The organism is Streptomyces sp. 1331.2 (assembly GCF_900199205.1).
In the GTDB taxonomy this organism is placed as follows: domain Bacteria; phylum Actinomycetota; class Actinomycetes; order Streptomycetales; family Streptomycetaceae; genus Kitasatospora.
Map to the genome: position 1 here is coordinate 92,918 of NZ_OBMJ01000002.1, position 19,874 is coordinate 112,791.

At 70.8% G+C, this 19,874-nt stretch carries 14 protein-coding genes and 1 CRISPR repeat array; of the genes, 9 read left to right on the plus strand and 5 right to left on the minus strand.

Annotated elements, in window-relative coordinates; translation table 11 throughout:
* Positions 1-13: 13 nt before the first annotated feature.
* Positions 14-403, minus strand: coding sequence for a hypothetical protein (locus CRP52_RS33470; protein WP_097240602.1), 390 nt, complete (start codon positions 401-403; stop codon positions 14-16).
* A 1,382-nt stretch (positions 404-1,785) separates the two neighbouring features.
* The gene (locus CRP52_RS33480; protein ID WP_097240873.1) at positions 1,786-2,268 is read right to left on the minus strand and encodes a hypothetical protein; all 483 of its coding nucleotides are present in this window, start codon (positions 2,266-2,268) and stop codon (positions 1,786-1,788) included.
* A gap of 274 nt (positions 2,269-2,542) precedes the next feature.
* On the opposite strand from CRP52_RS33480, the gene CRP52_RS33485 reads away from it, so the two are divergent.
* Both CRP52_RS33485 and CRP52_RS33490 read left to right on the plus strand, forming a co-directional pair.
* Entirely contained in the window at positions 2,543-2,989 is a 447-nt protein-coding gene (locus CRP52_RS33485) for a hypothetical protein (protein ID WP_097240603.1), read from the plus strand.
* A 363-nt stretch (positions 2,990-3,352) separates the two neighbouring features.
* Entirely contained in the window at positions 3,353-3,940 is a 588-nt protein-coding gene (locus CRP52_RS33490; RefSeq protein ID WP_097240604.1) for a DUF6939 family protein, read from the plus strand.
* Between the two features lie 368 nt (positions 3,941-4,308).
* Here CRP52_RS33490 and CRP52_RS33495 read toward each other — a convergent pair whose 3' ends face one another.
* From CRP52_RS33495 to CRP52_RS33515, 3 genes are all read right to left on the minus strand, one after another.
* Entirely contained in the window at positions 4,309-5,340 is a 1,032-nt protein-coding gene (locus CRP52_RS33495; RefSeq protein WP_097240605.1) for a hypothetical protein, read from the minus strand.
* Between the two features lie 1,600 nt (positions 5,341-6,940).
* On the minus strand, positions 6,941-7,453 hold the full coding sequence (locus CRP52_RS33510; RefSeq protein ID WP_179853107.1) for a peptidase inhibitor family I36 protein: 513 nt from the start codon (positions 7,451-7,453) through the stop codon (positions 6,941-6,943).
* A gap of 211 nt (positions 7,454-7,664) precedes the next feature.
* Positions 7,665-8,519, minus strand: coding sequence for an alpha/beta fold hydrolase (locus tag CRP52_RS33515; protein ID WP_097240608.1), 855 nt, complete (start codon positions 8,517-8,519; stop codon positions 7,665-7,667).
* Positions 8,520-8,765: 246 nt separating this feature from the next.
* Here CRP52_RS33515 and CRP52_RS33520 point away from each other — a divergent pair, with 246 nt between their 5' ends.
* The 7 genes from CRP52_RS33520 to cas6e all read left to right on the plus strand — a co-directional run bounded on the left by CRP52_RS33520 (position 8,766) and on the right by cas6e (position 19,795).
* Positions 8,766-9,560: an ArsR/SmtB family transcription factor gene (locus CRP52_RS33520; RefSeq protein ID WP_143685896.1), complete on the plus strand. Its 795-nt coding sequence runs from the start codon at positions 8,766-8,768 to the stop codon at positions 9,558-9,560.
* Between the two features lie 398 nt (positions 9,561-9,958).
* Positions 9,959-11,084: a CRISPR direct-repeat array (repeat unit 29 nt; unit sequence CGGCTGACCCCCGCGGGGGCGGGGAGGAG).
* 462 nt (positions 11,085-11,546) lie between these two features.
* Positions 11,547-14,348 (plus strand): CRISPR-associated helicase/endonuclease Cas3, encoded by a 2,802-nt coding sequence (locus CRP52_RS33525; RefSeq protein ID WP_097240610.1) that lies wholly within the window; start codon positions 11,547-11,549, stop codon positions 14,346-14,348.
* Positions 14,349-14,580: 232 nt separating this feature from the next.
* Complete coding sequence (gene casA / locus CRP52_RS33530) at positions 14,581-16,197, plus strand: type I-E CRISPR-associated protein Cse1/CasA (RefSeq protein ID WP_097240611.1); 1,617 nt, start codon at positions 14,581-14,583, stop codon at positions 16,195-16,197.
* The gene (gene casB / locus CRP52_RS33535) at positions 16,194-17,012 is read left to right on the plus strand and encodes a type I-E CRISPR-associated protein Cse2/CasB (RefSeq protein WP_179853108.1); all 819 of its coding nucleotides are present in this window, start codon (positions 16,194-16,196) and stop codon (positions 17,010-17,012) included. Before casA ends, casB begins: the two co-directional genes overlap by 4 nt.
* A 52-nt stretch (positions 17,013-17,064) precedes the next feature.
* Positions 17,065-18,261: a type I-E CRISPR-associated protein Cas7/Cse4/CasC gene (cas7e, locus tag CRP52_RS33540; RefSeq protein ID WP_097240613.1), complete on the plus strand. Its 1,197-nt coding sequence runs from the start codon at positions 17,065-17,067 to the stop codon at positions 18,259-18,261.
* Entirely contained in the window at positions 18,258-19,142 is an 885-nt protein-coding gene (gene cas5e / locus CRP52_RS33545; RefSeq protein ID WP_097240614.1) for a type I-E CRISPR-associated protein Cas5/CasD, read from the plus strand. Before cas7e ends, cas5e begins: the two co-directional genes overlap by 4 nt.
* A complete protein-coding gene (gene cas6e / locus CRP52_RS33550; protein ID WP_097240615.1) occupies positions 19,139-19,795 on the plus strand; it encodes a type I-E CRISPR-associated protein Cas6/Cse3/CasE in 657 nt (218 codons plus the stop codon). The genes cas5e and cas6e overlap by 4 nt, the downstream gene beginning before the upstream one ends.
* The last annotated feature ends 79 nt before the right edge of the window (positions 19,796-19,874 follow it).

Consider the following 19,874-nt stretch of genomic DNA (forward strand, 5'->3'; position numbering starts at 1 on the left):
CGGACGGCCTCGGCTATGCGCTCGGATGCTTTCCGTAGTAGGGGCTCACGGTCCTGGCCAGCTTTCGTTGGATCGCCCTCAGGATCCGGAGAGTCGCCTCATCACTGATTCCTGTCGTCGTGGGCCATTCCACGCCCGAGCCGGCGAGGTCGCTGACGAAGACGATCTCCGTGGCCAGAAGGGTCCGCGCCCAATCGACCGGCTTGAGCGGAACATCGTCGCCCAGAGCGTCGCGCAGGACGTGGCACTGATCGCGCAAATTCTCAGCGTCCGCGAACCCCATGCCGATGGCGAGCTGGTCGCTGCACCGCGCCGGCCCGTCCCATTCGCCGAGGGCCCGTCGCAACAAACGGACCTCGCCCTCGCTCAAGAGCTTGCTCGGGCGCACTGCTTGCTCGGACATCTGGCCAGCCTTTCGGTACTCGACCTCGCGCTGGTCGGTCGCGCTACCTTTCGCTGGATATCCTCCAGCAGCTGGGGGAGCAGCTGGGGGAGCCGGAACCGTTGGCTGTACCGGCCGCCGAGTCATCGATTTTCCGCGGAAAATTCTTGACGTACGAGAGGTGAGGGCCGGACCTGCGCCAACCGGGCAGTCGCTGCGACCACGGCAGACCAGCCTGGTGAGTCCAGTTAGACCTCGTCCGGCGCAGTGGCGCCGACCGCCTGCTCCACCGCTCCGTACGCAGCCGTGCCCTCAGACGGCCGGCGGGAAGTGTCACCGTTTCCGGTTCGAGAGTCAGGCCACCGCATTAGCGTCGGGGTCATGGCGGAACACCCGTACGACAAGCTCACGATCGACCGTCCGGACTTCGGCGCAAGCTCCGCCGACATCCGCGGAAGTTCTTTGCGGCAGTCCCGGGGGAACAGAGCTTGGCGAGCTTGGCGCCGGACATCCTGTCCGCCATCGGCAAGGACCACCTCGCGAACCTGGACCTGCATGACCCGGACTGCGTCGTGCCGCCAGGGCCTGGCCATGTCCTGGTTCAGGACCACCGAGTCGGCGCGGACACGGTGGACGCCTTGCACCGCTGATCCCATCGGGGCGCACCGCAGGGTCCCGGATTTTCCGCAGAAAATTCCGCGCCTGGAGAGCCGGTGATCCCTCATTGACTCGGGTCGAACGGAGGCCAGTACGGCCCTGCAGCCATCCCGTGAAGACGACTGCCGGGGGCTCCGAATTTTCCGCAGAAAATTCTCTGCGCGGCGCGCATCGCGGCCACGCCCACAGCCGGACCCGGACCCGGCCCGGCGCTGCGAGGTACGCCAGGTGCCTCGGCTCGCCCCGATACCCGCAGGGTCGGTCGTAGAGATCGCCCGGCGGCGGGCTGTTTCGGTCTTGATAGGCCCGTCTTGATCCGACCTCCTCGCCGGCAAGGACGATCTTCGCCCCGTGTCTTTCTGGACTGAGCCGCAGTGCATGACCGCCCTCAGCACGAGCCCCGCCGATGTCCACCAACAGGTGCCGCTTGCGCCTGCGCACCCCCGTGCCCGCGTCGTAGCTGATTGCTTGCCCGCCTTGGTGGCCACGCACGGACTGGGAGTCCAGCCCAGCGGCCGACGGCTGCGGATCGCGGCCGTCGGCGGCCGGCCACCCGGAACCGCTCCTGCAAGCATCGTGGACCGATCCGGCAGTAGCGGCTTGATCACCGCCCACTGAGCGCCCGTCAACGATGAGGCGCGACTCGGTATCCGCGAAGACCCTGGCGTGAGTGGTTCTGAGGGCGGGTATCCGTCGGATCCGTCGGACCTGACCGACGGACCCTGGGCGCTGCTGGAGCCGTTTGCTCAGGTGTCGTAGCAACCGTTCCAGGGCGCGTTGAAGCCCAGGCCGTCGGGATAGAACTCGGCCCACACACCGTCGCCTTCCTCCTCATCCTCCTCCTCGTCCGCGTCCTCCTCCACGACCAGGCCGAACAGGGATCCCTCGAACCGGACCTCGAAGGGCGCGATCGCGATGTCCTGGTACTGCCGCTCCGGAAGAGTGTCCAGCCATTCGGCAAGCAGCAGCCGGGCCGCGTCGATGGCCTTCTTCTCGCCGTCCGCCGTGGTGCCGGTGAACTGGATGCGCGAGTCCAGGTGCCGACCGGCCCCGTCGAACCGATGGAGCACGGCGCACCAACGCTTCTGGGACTGCCAGTCGTCGCCGCTCCAGCCCTCGGGGAAGGCCGCAGTGACCGAGGCGAAGAACTGGCCGCCCTGCCACCGCCCTATGGTGCTCGTGCGGTAGTCAGGCTCGTGTCTGATGGGGATGACCTCGGGAACGCTCATGGGCGGAACCATAGGCGCTACCTGCGACAGCAGTGGGCCAACGATGCCATCTGCCGTAGGCCGTGAACGAGATCTCAAGCGCCGCTCTCAGGCGCGCTCCGAATTTTCCGCAGAAAATTCTCTGCGCGATCCGCCGCCACTTCCACGGCCGGACCCGGGCCGGGGCCGCGAGGTACGCCGGGTGCCTCGGCCCGCCCCCGACACCCACCAGCCCGTCGTAGGGGGGCTGCATGGGAGTGGCTGCGGACCCGGGCTCTTGTCGTAGGCCCTCGATATGGTCACCCGCATGGGAGCAAGTGGCTGGCTGTACTTCACACCCTTTCAAGCGAGCGAGCAGGCCGCGCTGGACGGTCTGCGTGAGGAGGTCTTCTCGCGCGATGCCGAGTACTACCGGGACGAAGGCGTCGGGACCTTGGGCGCATTGATGGAGAGCGGCTGGCTGGAGGAGGAGGCTGCACACTCGGTGCTCGATGTCGACCGCGTGGTCCGCTGCGACTCCGACACGGAGGAACACGGCGACGTCAGGGTGGTCGAAGGACCGGAGGTCATCGAGCTGTTCGGGACGGCCACGCCCTCGCGGGAGGTCGTCAGGCAGGCCGTCGAACGCGCCGGTGACGGGTGGTTCCCGCCGTTCGGCCGCGGTTCCGGCTGCTGCACGATCGTCCACGGCGACGACGGCCGACCAGCGGAGCTGTGCTTCTGGGGCAGCACCGGCGATTGATCCAGGAACGCCGATCCGCGGCAGCCATCGGTCGCCCGGTCTCCGTGAGCCTGAACTGGGAGCTGGGCACAGGGCAACCTCCGGACCGACCGCACGAGTAGCGTCGGCGCGAATTTTCCGCGGAAAATTCCGGACCCCTGCCCCAGCCGATCCGGCGCGTGGAGTCACCCCCGATCGTGGCTACGAGCCGCGCCCGAGGCGGCGGCAGATCTCACCCGAGGGCCGAGCCAGTCGGGGGATGTCGGCAGGCCTGTTGCCAAACCCCACGTCGGCTGAGCCGTTGGAACCACTCCGCTCGCGAGGGATTGTCAGTGGCATCGGGGATGATCAGCGCCTCACGTCATTGCACACAGGGGCCGTCACATGTCGATCCGCATCGCCAGCCGTCGCCGTTCACCGGCGTCACTGACCGCCGCGTTCCCCGGCGCGGAGATCATCGACGTGACCTCGAAGGCCCCGGATCCGTGGGTCCGGTTGAGCCCGTTCTATCCGCACGGCGGTATCCCGGTCCCCTACAGCGACGGAGTAAGCAGCGAGTCCGTGGAGGGGATCTGGCAGGCCCTCAAGGTCTTCCAGGACTCCGACGTCGACCCCGCGAAGCTCACGGTCACCACGATGGTGGGCCTGAAGCGGACGGTGCGCCGATACGGCCCCGTCCTCGGCCACCGCGCCGGGCTGCACGGCGATCGGCTTCTGCCCTACGAAACGGCCCGACGCCGGATCTACCTGCCGGCTTACCGCTGGATCCTTGAGCATCGTGTCGCTGACCTGGTCGAGCTGCTGCGGAGCAAGGAGGACGTCGTCCTCCTGGACTACACCACCAACGGGGACGTCGCCGATCCATCCAGTCCGCTCTCCCACGCCGCGCTCATCCAACTCCACATCGAGGGCCGCTGGCCGGAGGAGGACGGCACAGCCGCTGCCGACATGGCCGACGGTCAGATGCCTTAAGGGGCCAGGGGAGCGGCCGATCCGTCGATTTTCCGCAGAAAATTCCGGAGGGCCTTCGCCCCAGATCCGACCTGCACACGGGTACCGGCGCGCCCGCCAGTCGAACGCGGGGGAGTGCTCCCGAGAGCCTGTGATGCCTGCCGACAGCCTTGAATTTTCTGCGGAAAATTCCTGCAATGGCTCGCGAGGAGCCGCGGTGCTCGGCGAGCCCGTCCGCATGTGGGTCGGTGGGGGAGTGCCCACGAGGACCCGGTCATGAGCCAGGCTGGGCTCGGGGGTGCTCGGAATTTTCCGCGGAAAATTCCGAGCACCCCGCCAGACCGCGGCGGCCCGACGCACCATCACCCGCCCGGAACGGCTCCGCGGCCTCAGCTTTTGCGACGCCAGAGGTCGCTGGCGAACCTCGACAACGCTTCCTCCAACTCCAGCGGCACCACCTCGATGGGCCCCAGATCCCAGACACACACCCAACCGTCCTGGTCCGTCAGGAACGCGGGCGTCGCCCGGCCGGGCTTCGGACTCACCGCCAGGCAGTACGAAATGCTCAGCCCGGGGGAGTGGCACTTGGCGTGACGCGGACGGATCCGGCGCACCTGCACCGCGGCTGTGTCCTCCCACCGCAGCCGCAACCTGCGGCCCTCGTTCAGCTCGACGGCCTCGGCGCCGATACGCAGCCGCGTCGCCACCGCCCTTAGGGCGAGCGCATCCAGACCGACCACACCGAGCACACCGAACGCCATGGGCCACCGATTCAGCAAGAGCATCCAGGACTGGTGCCAGTCGGCCCGGAGCCCCTCGCGAGGACATCGGTGAGACCACGACTGGTAGGCCCCGCCGACCTGCCGCAGCACGCCCGGCTGACGGGCGTCCTCAAGGAAGCCGAGGACGTCCCACGGCAGACAGGAGCGGACAGCCAGACGCAAACGTGTGGCAGTCCAGCGCCCCCAACGGCTGAGGGCCAGCAGGACGGCGGCCGAGCAGCAGCCGGCGATGACGAGGCTTCCGGCGATGAGCCAAGGTTCGCCGTCGAGCCAGTGGAAGAACGCCAGCGAGGTGACGGCGATGACCGGTGCAACCACGGCGGCCTCGACCAGAGCGATCCTCCGCTCGCCGCGCAGCAGCAGTCTCGCCCTGATCCCCGCGTCGAATTCCGCCGGTCGCGTCAGGAGCACGCCGGAGAACACGGGGAGGACGAAGACACACACCGTCGCCGATCTGCTGCCAGGCACGGCCACGCCGACAGCTGCCGTCGCCATGGCCCCCAGCGCCAGGAGCATGCTGCCCCGGACACCGGCGGACGGCCTCCGACGGCGTTCGCCGAAGCCGCTGAACAGGTGCCTCGTGAGGACCCTCCCGAGCGCGGACGCGATGACGGCCGTGGACGTGACTGCGCTGAGCACCTGGACGCTCCCGAGGACACCGAGTCTGGGCAGAGCGGGCGACGAGCCGAGAACCGCGATCAGCTTTGCGACCGGGAAGCTCGCCAGTACCTGTCCGCGTTCTCGTACGTCCAGCGGCCCCCGTCCCCGGGCAGGTAGGACGGCCACGGCCCCCGGGAGTAGACCGCCGTAATGAGCCCGTCCAGGAGATGGCCCTTGATGTGGGACTCCGTAGGCAGCCGTTCCTCATCGAGCAGCTCCTGAGGATCGGACCCCTTCGTCCCGTACACGGCTGCCGCGAGCCCGTCCATGAGGGGCGCCGAGAGCACCGAGCCGACCGGACCTTGCGACCAACTCCTCCAGCCCGACCCGCTCACTCTGCTCTAGCTCCCACGGGACCGCCAGCGGTGCCCGGTCCCACAGCCCGCGGACATTGGCCTCGTCACGCCACTGATCCAGGACCTGACGAGCCAGCCCGTCCAACACGTCGCTCTCGGCATCGCGGGAAGCAGAGCGCCCACGCCGGCAGGAGCGCGAGGCACCGCCCAGGTAGATGTCACGGATGGTCCCCGCCTGGATCAGGTACTCGGGCGAGCCCTCGTTGTGGTCGTGCACCTCTCCAGTCATCCGGACATGCGGTCAGGCCGGCTTGTGCGGGTGACGGGATTTCACGGACCTGGGGGAGCGCCACCGGCTCGTACCGTCCTGAAATGTCGTTGCACGCCTTCTTGCACCCAAGGCCGAGAACATAAAAGACAAGATAAACGCGCTGAAGACATCGCAGGGGTAGCGGGTTGGGATGGCCGGTCCTTGAGAGTGTCGAACGTTTTCCAGGAGATCGCTCGGGAAAGGTCTAGTCCAACGATCAACCGGACCGATGGGTTCGGACAACTGACAAGGAGTTGACCATGGCTGTTCAAAGGTTGAGGAAGCTGTCCGCGCTGACGCTCGCTGGCGCGGCACTGACCGGGACGATCCTGGTCGCCGGAGCCGGAGCCGGAGCCGGAGCCGGAGCCGGAGCCGGAGCCGGAGCCGGAGCCGGAGCCGGAGCCGGAGCCGGAGCCGGAGCCGGAGGCGCCAGCGCAGCAACCGTCCTCGGCTGCTCCGGCTCGCCGCTGGGCTGTTTGAGCACCGGCGAGGACCACACCGCCACCACGCCCCCACCCGCAGACAACCTCACCGTCCACCACTGACCCGCCCCTCGGTGGCGGCCCGGGCAGAGACCGCCACCTGCGGTTCCCTGCGGGATACGGGGAGGAGCACTCGCCCTGAGGACGCATCGGATGTCAGACCAGCTGCCCCCACGGGCGTGGGATGAGCGTGTGGCTTTGTTCACGAGATCGGGCTCTGGCACAAGTCGTGTGATCACGCTAAGTCAACGACCTGCGGGCACATCGGGGCTGGTACACCGCCCCGGCCCAGACCAGGGCCGGTCCACGGTCCTGGTCTGGGCCGGGGTAGCGCGGCCGGGTACGTCCTAGATCGGGAGTCCGGCCAGAGCGGGGAGGCCGGGGAGTCCGGGACCGCTGAGTGCCTAGGCGTTCGGGAAGGGTGACGGCGACCGCTCCCTGAACGGAAGCCGGCAGGGCTCACGTGCCGAATGCTGCCAGTGCCGGGCGCTTCAGGCCCGCACGGAACTGATCTTGTCGTTCCAGTCGAAGCCCACCTCGGGTCCGTACCGCTCGCTACTGGTGTGGGACGGAGCCGGTCGCAGTGTGCGGAAGTGGCTGCGGACAGTTCCGATTCGGTGCTCGTGACCGCGGTAGTCCGCGTCCTCATAGATCCGCATGGGCCTGCCGGTGTTGTTGACCAGGGAGGAGGCCCGATCGTTCATGCCCTGTCCGAGGTTGGCAACCGCCACCCGAGTGGCGAACATGTTGCCGCCCGTCGGCTTCTCATAGCCGCCCCACTCGTTCGTCGTGTAGTTGAAGTCGGGGTCGGCATACAGGCAGAAGTAGCCCTTCGGGCACGTATCGGGGCCTGCGGCCTCCGCGCCGTTCTTCCAGAAGAAGTCGGGCAACCTCTGCCCATCCGCTGCACTTGCGTGGCCTGCGGGGGCCAGCGCAAGCAGCACCCCGACCGCCACCACGACCCGGCTCATGCGCCTCAGCACAGTGATCCTTCCTTCTGCCATGGAGATCCTCCTCGGTCCCAACGCGCAGGCTGACGAATGGTCACGGCGCATAGGTCAGGCCCCACCAGGCCGCCACCGGGTCGCAGTCGAAGATCAACGTTTCACCTGGCGCAGCAGCAGGGTTCGGCCAACCGCTGCGCCGTCAGATTCATGACTCGGCGTGATCACACAAGTTGCGCCGCGGTGGCAGCGCGCTGGTCGGCGCGAGCTGTCAGCTGACTTCGGAAAGGAAGCCCTCTACCTGCGCTGTGAACGCCTGTGGGTCGTCCAGCCACGGGTAGTGGCCGGCGCCCGGCTGGATGGCGAGCTTCGCCTCGGGGAAGAGTGACGCGGCATCGGCGGCGGACTTGGCGGTGGGCCACAGGTCCACCTCGCCCGCGAGGAGCAGCACCGGGCTGGGTAGGGCGCCCAGGCGGCGCCGGAGTTCCTGGCTGTCGGGCGTGTAGTCCTTGTAGTAGTGCTCGCTGACGGGGAGCGAACGCTGGGCGGGGTCGGCGGCGGCGTGGGCGCGGGCGGCGTCGTCCCAGCGGCCGTACATCAGCGGCTCGAAGGCGAATCGGTACGGAGCGGCCTCGGCGAAGGTGTTCGCGGTCTTCATGTGCCGGTGTGCCGTCACGGCCTCCGCGTGCCAGGGCTCGGCCGCGCGGGCGGCGATCACCTCATCCACGCCGGTGTCGGAGGGCAGCCCGACGGCGGCGAACGAGGGGGTGACCAGGGTCAGGCTGGTGAGCCGGTCGGGGTGGGCGGCGGCGTAGAGCATGGCCAGGCTGCCGCCGGCGGAGTGGCCGAGCAGGTCCACGCGGTCCAGGCCGAGGTGGTGGCGCAGCGCCTCGACGTCGGCTACCAGGCGGTCGACTCGGCAGGTGGCCAGGTCGGCGGGCATCGCCGAGCCGCCGGTGCCGCGCGTGTCGGGCAGGATCAGGGTGCGGTGGGCGGACAGGCCGCCCAGGTCGCCGAGGTAGTCGGCTGCGCGGCCGGGGCCGCCGGGGAGGCAGATCAGTGGCGGGCCGTCGCCGAGGGTGCGGAAGGCGAGCGTGGTTCCGTCGTACGAGGTGAAGAAATCCATGGCGGACAGCCTGTGGGCCGGCGGCCGGATCCGGCTATCGTTCAGCCACGGCTAAACGACCAGAGGGCGGGGCGGACATGGCGGTGGAGATCCGGCTCTCGGCGGCCGAGGTGGCACGGGTACGGCTCGCGGTGTCGCCGCTGGCCGAGACGGTGCTCGGAGTGCGGGCGGCGCTCGGTGTCGGCGGGCACGAGGTGCACCTGCCGTGGGTGCGAGGCGCAGCCGGTGCTGGCTGGGGAGTCGGAGTTGCCGTTGCTGCGGACACTGCTCGAAGGCTGCCTGCCGTCGTTCCTGTTTCCGGTGCCGCAGGAGCGCCTGCCGGCGTTCGAGGCCGAGTTGGCGGGCTTGCGGGCGACGGACCCGGCATACGTCGTGGCGGAGTGCGCCGCCGCGCTGGGTGCCCGGGCCGCGAGGCTGCCGGGGCCGACGGTGCTGTTGGAACGGGTCGCCGATGCGCTGACGCGCTGCCACGCCCGACTGGTGGCCCCGCACTGGGGACGGATGCGGGCCGTGCTGGAGGCGGACCTGGGCCGGCGCGCGGTGGCGCTGGTGGACGGCGGAGTGGAGGGGCTCTTCGCCCAGTTGCACGGTGATGTGGTGTGGCGCGAGGGCGAGTTGGTGGTGCACGGGCGCCGCCGCCCGGGTGCGGTGTGGACGGTCGAGGCGGGCGGGCACGGGCTGGTGCTGATGCCGTCCGTCTTCGGCTGGCCGGACGTGATCGGCGACTACTCCCCGCGCACCGCCGCCTCCATCCGCTACCCGGCGTCCGGCGTCGGACTGCTCTGGGAACAGCCCCGCCCGACCTCCGCCGGCCTCACCGCCGTCCTCGGCCGCACCCGCGCCGCACTGCTCGCCGAGCTCGGCGAACCGCTGAGCACCCCCGACCTCGCCGCCCGCCTGGGTGTCACCGGCAGCGCCGTCTCCCAGCACCTCGGCGCCCTGCGCGGTGCGGGGCTGGTGACGACCCACCGCACGGGCCGTAGGGCAGTGCACCTGCGCACCCGGACAGGCACGGCGCTCGTGGCCAAGCCGGTGCGCTGACCGGGGGAGGCGATTCGGATCATCAAACCGGGTACCAACAGCACTGTCCCAGCCTGCGGACCGCACACATCCGCCGCGGTCCGATCGGCCTTGTGACCAGCGCGCCAGAAGCGGATTGGACGGTCACCTCGTTGACCGAGTCGGCTGAGCTGATGGTCGACCGGTAGCAGGACCGCCCAGCGGCGTGACTGCCGGGGCGATTCCGTCTGGTACCCGTGTGAGCGCCGGTGCCGTTCCGAGCGCGACCACGGAACAGAGCCCGGTAGGCCCGCGTCCACAGCCCCCGTGGTCACCTACGCCTTGAGGAGCGCCCCGAGCGCACTGTCCCCGCACCGGTGCATGGCTGACTCCGCGGGCGAGGAAGAGCGGTGCTGGCGTTCGAGGTGGAACGCGATCGACGGCTGACCCCCGCGGGGGCGGGGAGGAGGGTGTCGATGATCTGCTGACGAGTGGACATGGCGGCTGACTCCCGCGGGTGCGGGGAGGAGCCGGTGATGCCGGCCACCGCCGTCACTGACGTCGGCTGACCCCCGCGAGTGCGGGGAGGAGCGCTCGCGCTGCATCGAGGTGTGCCGACCGGTCGGCTGAGCCCCGCGGGTGCGGGGAGGAGTTGCCCTTGCGGATCAGCTGGCCGTGGATGTACGGCTGACCCCCGCGGGTGCGGGGAGGAGGGCGGTCTGCTGGCGCATCAGACCGGGCTCAGCGGCTGACCCCCGCGGGTGCGGGGAGGAGAAGGTGAGCGGGCGGGGCATTTGTGACGAGTACGGCTGACCCCCGCGGGTGCGGGGAGGAGAAGGTGAGCGGGCGGGGCATTTGTGACGAGTACGGCTGACCCCCGCGGGTGCGGGGAGGAGGCGTCGTCGCCGGAGCCGGCCTCGATGCGCAGCGGCTGACCCCCGCGGGGGCGGGGAGGAGGCGGTCCGGCGGCGCTCGCGGCGTGCCCTGAGCGGCTGACCCCCGCGGGTGCGGGGAGGAGCTGCACGGCAAAACGATCTACATCACCGAGTACGGCTGACCCCCGCGGGGGCGGGGAGGAGTCTCAGAAGATGAATGCCATGGCCTGGCCGACCTGCTGACCCCCGCGGGGGCGGGGAGGAGACCAGGGGTGCGGCGCGCTCGCTGTCCGTCTCCGGCTGACCCCCGCGGGGGCGGGGAGGAGGGAGTCGTCATATGGGCGGGGGAGCGCAACGACGGCTGACCCCCGCGGGGGCGGGGAGGAGCCCGAGACGTGGCGAAGGCTCTTCTCGTGAAGCGGCTGACCCCCGCGGGGGCGGGGAGGAGGCAGAGGCTCAACGCCTGTTCGTGATCGTCAACGGCTGACCCCCGCGGGGGCGGGGAGGAGCTGAACGAACCTCGGGCGGCGTAGCCGATAGGCGGCTGACCCCCGCGGGGGCGGGGAGGAGGCCGCCGAAGCGTGGGCCCGTGCCACCGTCGCGGCTGACCCCCGCGGGTGCGGGGAGGAGGCCGAAGACCGGTGGGTAGACGTCCTGGTCGACGGCTGACCCCCGCGGGTGCGGGGAGGAGGCTTCGTGACCTGCGTCGCAGCGAGGGGTTTGCCGCTTCTTGACCATGCTGCTGATGCCGAATGCATCGGCTGATGCGCTGCTCGGTGTCGAGGTGTCAAGGAACAACTCACATGATGCCATTGTTCGCCCGGTGCCCGGCTCCGTAACTCCGGGAGCGTGGACGGCTGCTGGGTGCGCGTGGGGGCAAGCCGTCTCGACGTGGCTTGGTGCTCAAAGGGTCTAACTTACGGGGTGGTTCGACCTGGTCGAAGGTGCCGGAATCGTTACACGAACTACCCCAGCGTGCCCTCGGGTGCCGTTGACCTGGGGCGATGTGCAGAGGTCCCAGCAGCTGAGCTCTGTCACGCCGTCGGTCCTGATTCTGCGGCCACCAGATTTGTCAGTGGTAGCTGATAGATCTTCAGACATGACTGACAGCAAGCCCGTTGGCGACATCGGACCCGCGGACCCGGATCCCCGTATGTGGGGAAAGAGTGCCGGCCTGCCCGGTCCGTATCCCGTGATCTGTCACCTCCTCGACACAGCCGCCGTCGCGGGCGCCGTGTGGGACGCGGTGCTGGGCGAGCGCGTGAGGGCGCGGATTGCTGGGGTCGTGGGCGGTACGGAGGGGGAGGCCCGGGAGGTGGTGATGCTGTGGGCCGGGCTGCATGACGTCGGGAAGGTCTCGATGCACTTCCAGCAGCAGGTCGCCGAGGAGTTCGCGAAGCTGGTGGGGGAGCCGGCGTACGCGGAGGACAATCCGGCGGCGAGGCGCAGCGGGTACCTGAGGCACGAGACGGCGACGCACTGGGGGCTGGTGGAGTTCTTCAAGCAGTGCGGCTATCCGCTCCGGAGGCCGCCCAGGAGCTCGCCGGCCCATCAGATCGCTCAGTTGCTTGGCGGGCACCACGGCTGCTTCGCCCCGGTGTTGCAGGTGCAGCACATCAACGACCCCACCGGCTACCAGCCCGGTCTCGGTACTGCCGCGGGCTGGCGGGAACAGCGGCTCGCCCATGCGCACGCGGTTCGTCGGACGGTCGGGGCCGGGCGGGCGTTGGAGTCCGTGCTGCCCGGTGAGCTGGCGGTGGTGGTCGCGGGGCTGGTCGTGGTGGCCGACTGGCTGGCCAGCCAGGTGGACGTCATCGAGCCGCGGATGCCGGGGGAGGACTGGAAGTCGGGGGACGCGGAGCTCGCCGAGCACTTCCGGGTGGCCGCCGAGGCCGCGCCGGGGTGGGTGCGGGAGGCTGGTCTCGGGCGTGCCTCGTTCCCGGACAGGGAGTTCTCCCGACAGTTCCCGTTCGCCCCGAACAAGTTGCAGGCCGATGTCGCCGCGCATCTGCCGGGTGTGCTGGAGGGGCCCGGGCTGCTGTTGGTCACCGCCCCGACCGGGGACGGCAAGACCGAGACGGCACTGCACGCGGCGTCCCTGATGGCGCGCGCCTCCGGTGCCTCCGGGGTCTACTTCGCGCTGCCGACGATGGCTACGGCGGACGCGATGTTCACCCGGGTTCGCGCGTTCGCGGAGCGGAACGTCGAGGGCGACCGTGCGCTCACCCTGCTGCACAGCATGGCCTGGCTCAGCCCGGACTACGCCCCCGGCGAGGGCGCGACGGACGGGACGGCCGTCCTTGCGGACACCGAGGCCGGCCGGTGGCTGCGCACCGGGCGGCGCGGCCTGCTCGCGCCGCTCGCCAACGGGACCATCGACCAGGCGCTCACCGGGGTACTGCCGGTCCGCTACGGCTTCCTGCGGCTGTTCGGCCTCTCGAACAAGGTGCTGGTGGTGGACGAGGCGCACTCCTACGGCCCGTGGATGCACAGCCTGCTGGTGCGGATGCTGGAGTGGCTCGGCGCGTTCGGTGCCCCGGTCGTGCTGCTGTCGGCGACGCTGACGGGCAAGGCGGCGTCGTCGCTCGTGGACGCGTACCGGCGCGGTGCGGGCTTCCTCGAACCCACCGCCGTGGAGCCCTGCTACCCGGGCTGGCTCTTCGTGGACGCGGCGGGCGGAGCGGTGTCGGAGCCGCGCGAGGTCGGCAGCAGCCGGGCCCGTACCCTGCGCGTGGAGACCCGCCAGGTGCACTGGGACGTCCGGGGCCAGGAAGCCGCCGAGAAGCCAGTTGGGAAGCAGGTCGGGAAGCCAGTCGGGAAGCAGGGGCGCCGGGAAGCCCTGCACGAGATCCTCGCGCCGGTCACGACCGAGGGCGGCTGCGTCCTCGTCTGCTGCACCACGGTGGACGAGGCCCAGCGCACGTACCGCTACCTGGAATCGCTCCTGCCCGAACTCGCCGCGCGCGAGGGCGGCCTGCGGCTGCTCCACTCCCGTTTTCCCGCCCACGAGCGGCAGCGCATCACCACTGAGTGCGAGACCGCCTACGGGAAGCCGGTGGACGACACCGCGGCGGCGACTCCGCGCGCGGGTTCGATCCTGGTGGCCACCCAGATCGTCGAGCAGTCCCTCGACCTCGACTTCGACCTGATCGTCTCGGACCTCGCCCCGCTGGCGCAGCTCCTGCAGCGGGCCGGCCGCGGCAAGCGCCACGAGCGCCCCAACCGCCCCGCCTGGACCGGCCGGGTCACCGAGCCGCACATGATCGTGCTGGAACCGCTCGACGACAAGGGCCGCGTGGCCGCGCCCCGCTCCTGGGGCACCGTCTACGACGCCTCCCTGCTGCGCCGTACCAGCCTCCTGCTCGGGAAGCAGTCCCGCGGTGCGATCGAGGTCCCGGGGGACGTCCAGCGGCTCGTGGACGAGGTCTACGCCGACGACTTCGGAGCCGACCTGGCGAAGGCCGCCGCGGAGGAGCTCGACCGGTTGGATGCCGAGCGGATCGCCTCGGACGTGGCCGAGGGACAGCTGGCGAAGATCACCGGCATCGACCCGCCGTATGACGTGCTCGACGACCTGAGCCCGATCAGCGGGCGCGGCTTCGCCGTTCCGGACGATCTGTTGACCACCCGCCTCGGGGCGGACAGCGGCCGTGCCGTGTGCGTCTTCGAACGGGAGGACGGGTGGAGCCTCGCCCCCGACCGTGCCCTGCCGCTGCCCAAGGCCGCCGCCTTGAGCCGCGAGGACATCGCGCTGATCATGCGGCACACCGTGCCGCTGCCCGGCCGCTGGCTCGCCGGACGCACCGACGAGAACGCCGTGCCGAAGACCTGGAACGACCGGCCCCTGCTCGCCGACCTGGCGCTGCTGTGCATGCGCCGCGACGGTGACCAGTGGACGGGCCGACTGGGGGAGCGGCAACTCATGTACTCGAAGGTGGGAATTTCGGAGAACTGATGCTTTAAGTACCGTACTTGACGCTACGTTGGATGCGCCGACCCCGGACGGATTGTTGCCCGCCCGGGACCAGCGAGACCCCCGCTTGCGCGGGGACAGGACTGCCGACGCGGCTGCTTCGCTAAGTGCCGTACGGCTCACCCCCGCTCGTTCGCGGGGACGCGCAGAGCCTACCCACCCCGTGATCACCCGCACCCGAACTCACACCCGTACCCGCCTCGCCGGAGGCCGCATGTCACCCGCACTGCCCGTACCGCCCGCAGCGCCCACACCACCTGCCTACAACCTCTTCGACGAGCCATGGATCCCCGTCCGGTGGATCCCTCCCGAGGAGGAGAGCAGCGACCTCCACAGCGACGGCTACCCGCCCGAGGTCGGCCTGCGCGAACTCCTGCTGCGCGCACACGAGATCGAACAGATCGCGATCGCCATCCCGCCGGCACTCTCTGCGCTGTACCGCGTCCTGTACGCGGTCACCGCCCGCATGACGGGGCTCGACGAGGCCGGTCCCGGCCGTTGGTCGGATCGCCGTTTCGACCTGGTCGACCAGGGGTGTTTCGACCCGGACCAGGTCGCAGCGTTCGTCGAGCGCAGCCACCACCGGTTCGACCTGTTCGACCCTGAGCGCCCCTTCCTCCAGGACCCGAGGCTGGCCGCCCAGTGCGACCCCGCCAACACCGCCGGCGTCGACAAGCTCGTCACCACCCGGCCCTCGGGCAACAACCACTCCTGGTTCACCCACGTCAACAGCACCGCCCCCGAGCTGCCCACCCCCGGCCAGGCCGTGCTGCACCTGCTGGTCTGGCACTACTACGGCCCCTCCGGCCGATGCTCCAGCCGGACGGTCGGCAGCACCAAGGAAGCCGGCAGCAAGGCGGGCCCGCTGCGCAGCACGCTGTCCTACCACCCCGAAGGCGCGAGCCTCTTCCAGACCCTGCTGGCCGGACTGCCCGAGCCCGGCCGGGAGGTCAGCAGCAAGACTGACCTCTGCCCGTGGGAACGCGAGGAGCTACCCGACCCGGTGGCTGCCCCGCCGCCGTTGAAAGGGCCGTGCTCCGCACTCACGGCCCGCTCCCAGCACGCACTGCTGCTCGTGCCCGACGCCACCGGCGGTCACGTCAAGGACGCGTTCATCACCTGGGCGAACCAGTTCAAGATCTCCCGCGAGGGCGACCCGTACGTGATCTGGCAGACCAGCAAGGAGGGCAACCTCTATCCGCGCCCCGCCGACTCGCACCGGGCACTCTGGCGCGACCTGGACGCACTGCTGTTGAAGGACCCTGCCGGAAGTGCGAAGCCGCAGCGTCCCACCGTCTTCGCCACCGCACCCGAGGTCTCGGAGGAACTGCGCGTCCACGCGCTCGGCTTCGAGCAAGACGGCCAGGCCAAGGATGTCCAGTTCGTCGACGCCATGACCCCACCCGTGCTCGGCCTCGTGGAAGGGGAGGAGGGAGCGTCGGTCGCCGTCGAGATCGGACGCCTGCGCGTCTTGGGGGAGAGGTACGGCAACCGGCTCGACCGGGCCGTCAAGCGGGCCTGGGCGGCCTTCACCGACGCTCCCAAGATCCGCGACTGCACCTGGGCCGTCGACGCCGCGGCCCGCTACTGGCCCGCCGCCGAGGCCGAGTTCTGGAAACGCCTCGACGACCGTGACTTCGACGGTGCCGCCGCGGCGTTCCGCGTCCTCGCCGAACAGGCCTACGACACCGTCACCTACGGCGCCCTGGGCACCATGCGCGGAGCCAAGGCCTGCACCACCGCCCGCATCGAGCTGTACGGCGGCCCGGTGAAGAGCCCCGCCAAGACCGGCGGCACCGGGAGCCGCACCATCAGCACGGAGGACAAGTGAGCACCACGACCGCCATCCCAGGGCCCGCCAAGGCGGCCGACGACGCGGTCCGCCCGTCGAAGGAATCCGTCCTGGAGCCCAAGCTGATCCCTTCGCTGGGACGGGCACGCGCCTTCACCGCCAGGATCGACCAGCGCAGCCATGACGACCCCGGTGTACGCGCCGCCCTGCGCCGCGGGGTGGGAAAGGACCTGGACGCCGTGCCGTTCATGCACCGCTTCGTGGCGTCCTGGCTCACCGACGACCAGACCCGCAGCCGCGACATCCAGCGCGCCTTCTACACCGTCGCCTCGCTGATCGCCGCGCAGCGCCGCGACCAGTACGCCGCCGCGAAGGCCGCGACGGCGAAGAAGGAGCAGCAGCCGAAGGACGAGGCCGAGCAGCCACCAACGGACGCACAGCCGGAAGGAACGGAGGCCACGGAACCCCCCACCGCCAAGCGCGTCCCCCCGCGCAGCCTCGGCCACGCCTTCGCCGACGGCGTCCTCAAGGGAGGCCAGGGGGGCGGCCTGCGCGAGGCCTCCGCCGAGACCCGCCTCAACCTGCTGACGCGCCAGAGCGTCGACGGCCTGCACCGCCACCTGCCCGGCGCCGTCCGTCAACTGCGTGGCTGCGACGTGGAGATCGACTGGGCGCAGCTGCTCATCGACCTCTGCCACTGGCGGCGCCGCTCCGGCACGGTCAAGCGGATCTGGCTGCAGGACTACCACCGGACCCTGCAGAAGGACGGCGAGCGCCGGGCCCGCGAGAACGACGACGACCAGGCCGACGCCGACGGCACCGACGGCACCGACAGCCCCAGCCCCGAGGCCTGACCAAGCCCTACCGACCTCACCCACCCGCCCACATCACCCCCAGGAGCAGAGCATGCCCGCCCCCGACCGCACCACCGCCCGCTTCCTCGACATCCACGTCGTCCAGAGCATCCCGTTCGCCAACCTCAACCGCGACGACAACAACTCGGTCAAGACCGTCCGTTACGGCGACACCGAGCGCACCCGCGTCAGCAGCCAGTCCTGGAAGCGCGCCGTCCGCGAGTACTTCCAGGCCAGCTTCGGCGAACAGGCCCTGCGCACCCGCCGCATCGGCGCCCGCGTGACCCGCCTCCTCCAGGAGGAGCACGGCTGGCCCACCGAGCTCGCCCAGCGCGCCGGCCAGCACGTGGCCGCCGGCAGCAGCATCAAGTTCGAGACGGCCAAGGACTCGCCCGTCATCACCACCAACGCCATGGTCTACGTGCCGGAGACCGCCGTCGCCGAGCTGGCCGCCCTCGCCGCCGCGCACCGCGCCGAGCTCGAAGCCGCGAAGGACATCAAGAAGGCCAGTGACAAGAGCGTCCTGCCCAAGGAGGCCGTGGACGCGATCCTGCGCAGCCGCAACGGCGTCATCAACCTCTTCGGCCGGATGCTCGCCGAGGTCGACGACGCCGGCGTGGACGGCGCCGTGCAGGTCGCCCACGCCCTGACCACCCACGGCACCGACGTCGAATTGGACTACTTTTCCGCGGTCGATGACGTCACCTCCGCCTGGGGCGACACCACCGGCAGTGCCCACATGGGGCACGCCGAGTTCAGCGCCGGCGTCTTCTACCGCTACGCCACCGTCGACCTCGCCGACCTCGCGGCCAACCTCGGCGGTGACCGCGATGCCGCCCGCGAACTCGCCGCCGGTTTCGCCGAGGCGTTCATCCTCTCCCTCCCGCGCGCCAAGAAGACCGCCACCGCCCCGCACACCATCCCCGACCTCGTCCACATCGCCGTCCGCAGCGACCGCCCGCTCTCCTACGCCGCCGCCTTCGAACAGCCCGTCGCCTCCCACGAAACCGGCGGCTACGGCCCGGCCTCCCGCGTCGCCCTCGCCCGCTACGCGACCGCCGCCAACAAGCTCCTCGGCCGGCGCGGCACGGTCGCCGCCGCCTGGGCCAGCGTCGAGGACAAGGACCTCGACGGCCTGGGCACCCGCGTCGACTCCTTCCCCGAGCTCATCGACGCCGCCTTCACCACGGCCCCCGTCAACGCGCCCACCGCCCCCGGCACGACCGCCCCCGCCGGGGCCGGCGTATGAGCCCCGCCACCCTCGACACCCGGGGACTGCTGTTGCACCTGGCCGCACCGCTGCAGTCCTGGGGCGAGACCGGCCAGTTCAACGAACGCGACACCGCGCCCTTCCCCACCCGCTCCGGCGTCATCGGCCTACTCGCCGCGGCCCTCGGCAGGAAGCGGGGCGACGACATCGGCGACCTCGCCCGTCTCTCGCTGACCGTCCGCACCGACCGCCCGGGCACGATCCTGCGCGACCTGCACACCGTCGGCGGAGGCCTGCCCGCCGCTCGTACGGTCACCACCGCTGAGGGGAAGAAGCGCACCGGCGCCACCGCCACCCTGCTGTCGCACCGCTACTACCTCGCCGACGCCGCCTTCACCGCCGTCGTCACCATCGCGGACCCCGCGGACCCCGAGGACCTCGACAGGTGGGCGGAAGCCCTGCGCAATCCGCACTGGCCCCCGTACCTGGGGCGCCGCTCCTGCCCGCCCGAAGGCCCGCTGCTGCTCGGCCTGGTCGACGACCCCCTGCACCACCTGGTCCACCTGCCGATCGCCCGACGGGCCCGCGCCGGCACGAGGACCGTCGACGTCCTCTTCCACAGCGACCAGCCACTCGACCGCCTCGGCGACCACCCCCAGCCCGGGGACCGCCCCCGAGCCGGGGAGGACGACGGCAGCACCCCCGCGGGAGAAGTCACCGACGACCCCCTCACCTTCCACCCCCGCCGGCGGGCCTACCGCGCCCGCCCCCGCTACCAGCGCACCCTCACCCTGCCCGCCGACCGCTGCCGAGGCCTCGCCGCCGGCTACCTCACGGCCCTCGGCGACTACCTCGACCGGCACACCACCCACCCCGGCCGCCCCTCTCACCCCACCCGCCCCGAAAGCGTCCCCGCATGACCCTGTGGCTGACCCGCATCGTCCCCGACCCGCGCAGCCGCGACGCCCGCCGCGACAGCGCCGGCGCCGTCGACCTGCACCACCGCGTGATGTCGCTGTTCCCCGACCACGTCGCCGACGACGAACCGCGCCGCCGCCTCGGGGTCCTCTTCCGCAGCGAGTCCACCCCCGCCGGTGACCAGATCCTCCTGCAGAGCGCCCGAGAGCCCGACCTCGACCGCCTCCCCGCCGGGTACGGCCGGGCCGCGACCAAACCGCTCACCCCGCTCCTCGAAGCCCTCCGCCCCGGCCTGCACATCCGCTACCGCATCGCCGCCAACCCCATCCGCCGACCGGGCCGGGCCACCCGCGAGCTCTACCGGCTCAAGGCCGTCGTCCCCCTCCAGGGTGCCGCCGCCGACGACTGGTGGGCCCGCCAGGCGCAGTCCTCCGGACTGGACCTCGGCACCGTCCACTCCAGCCCGCTCGAAGCCGCCAGGGGCAACCGGCGCAGCGACCAGCGGCCCGTCAAGCACGATCGCGTCCTCTTCGAGGGCACCGCCGTCATCACCGACGCCGACCTCCTGCGCACCCGCGTCACCGATGGCATCGGCAAGGGCAAGGCCTACGGCTGCGGCCTCCTCAGCATCGCCCCGCACCGGGGGCCCCAGTGACTGCCCGCCGCTCCGGCCCCGGAGCCGGCCGCCCCGACCAGGGCGCGGCCCGCCGCAAACTGGCCGCCCCCACCGTGGC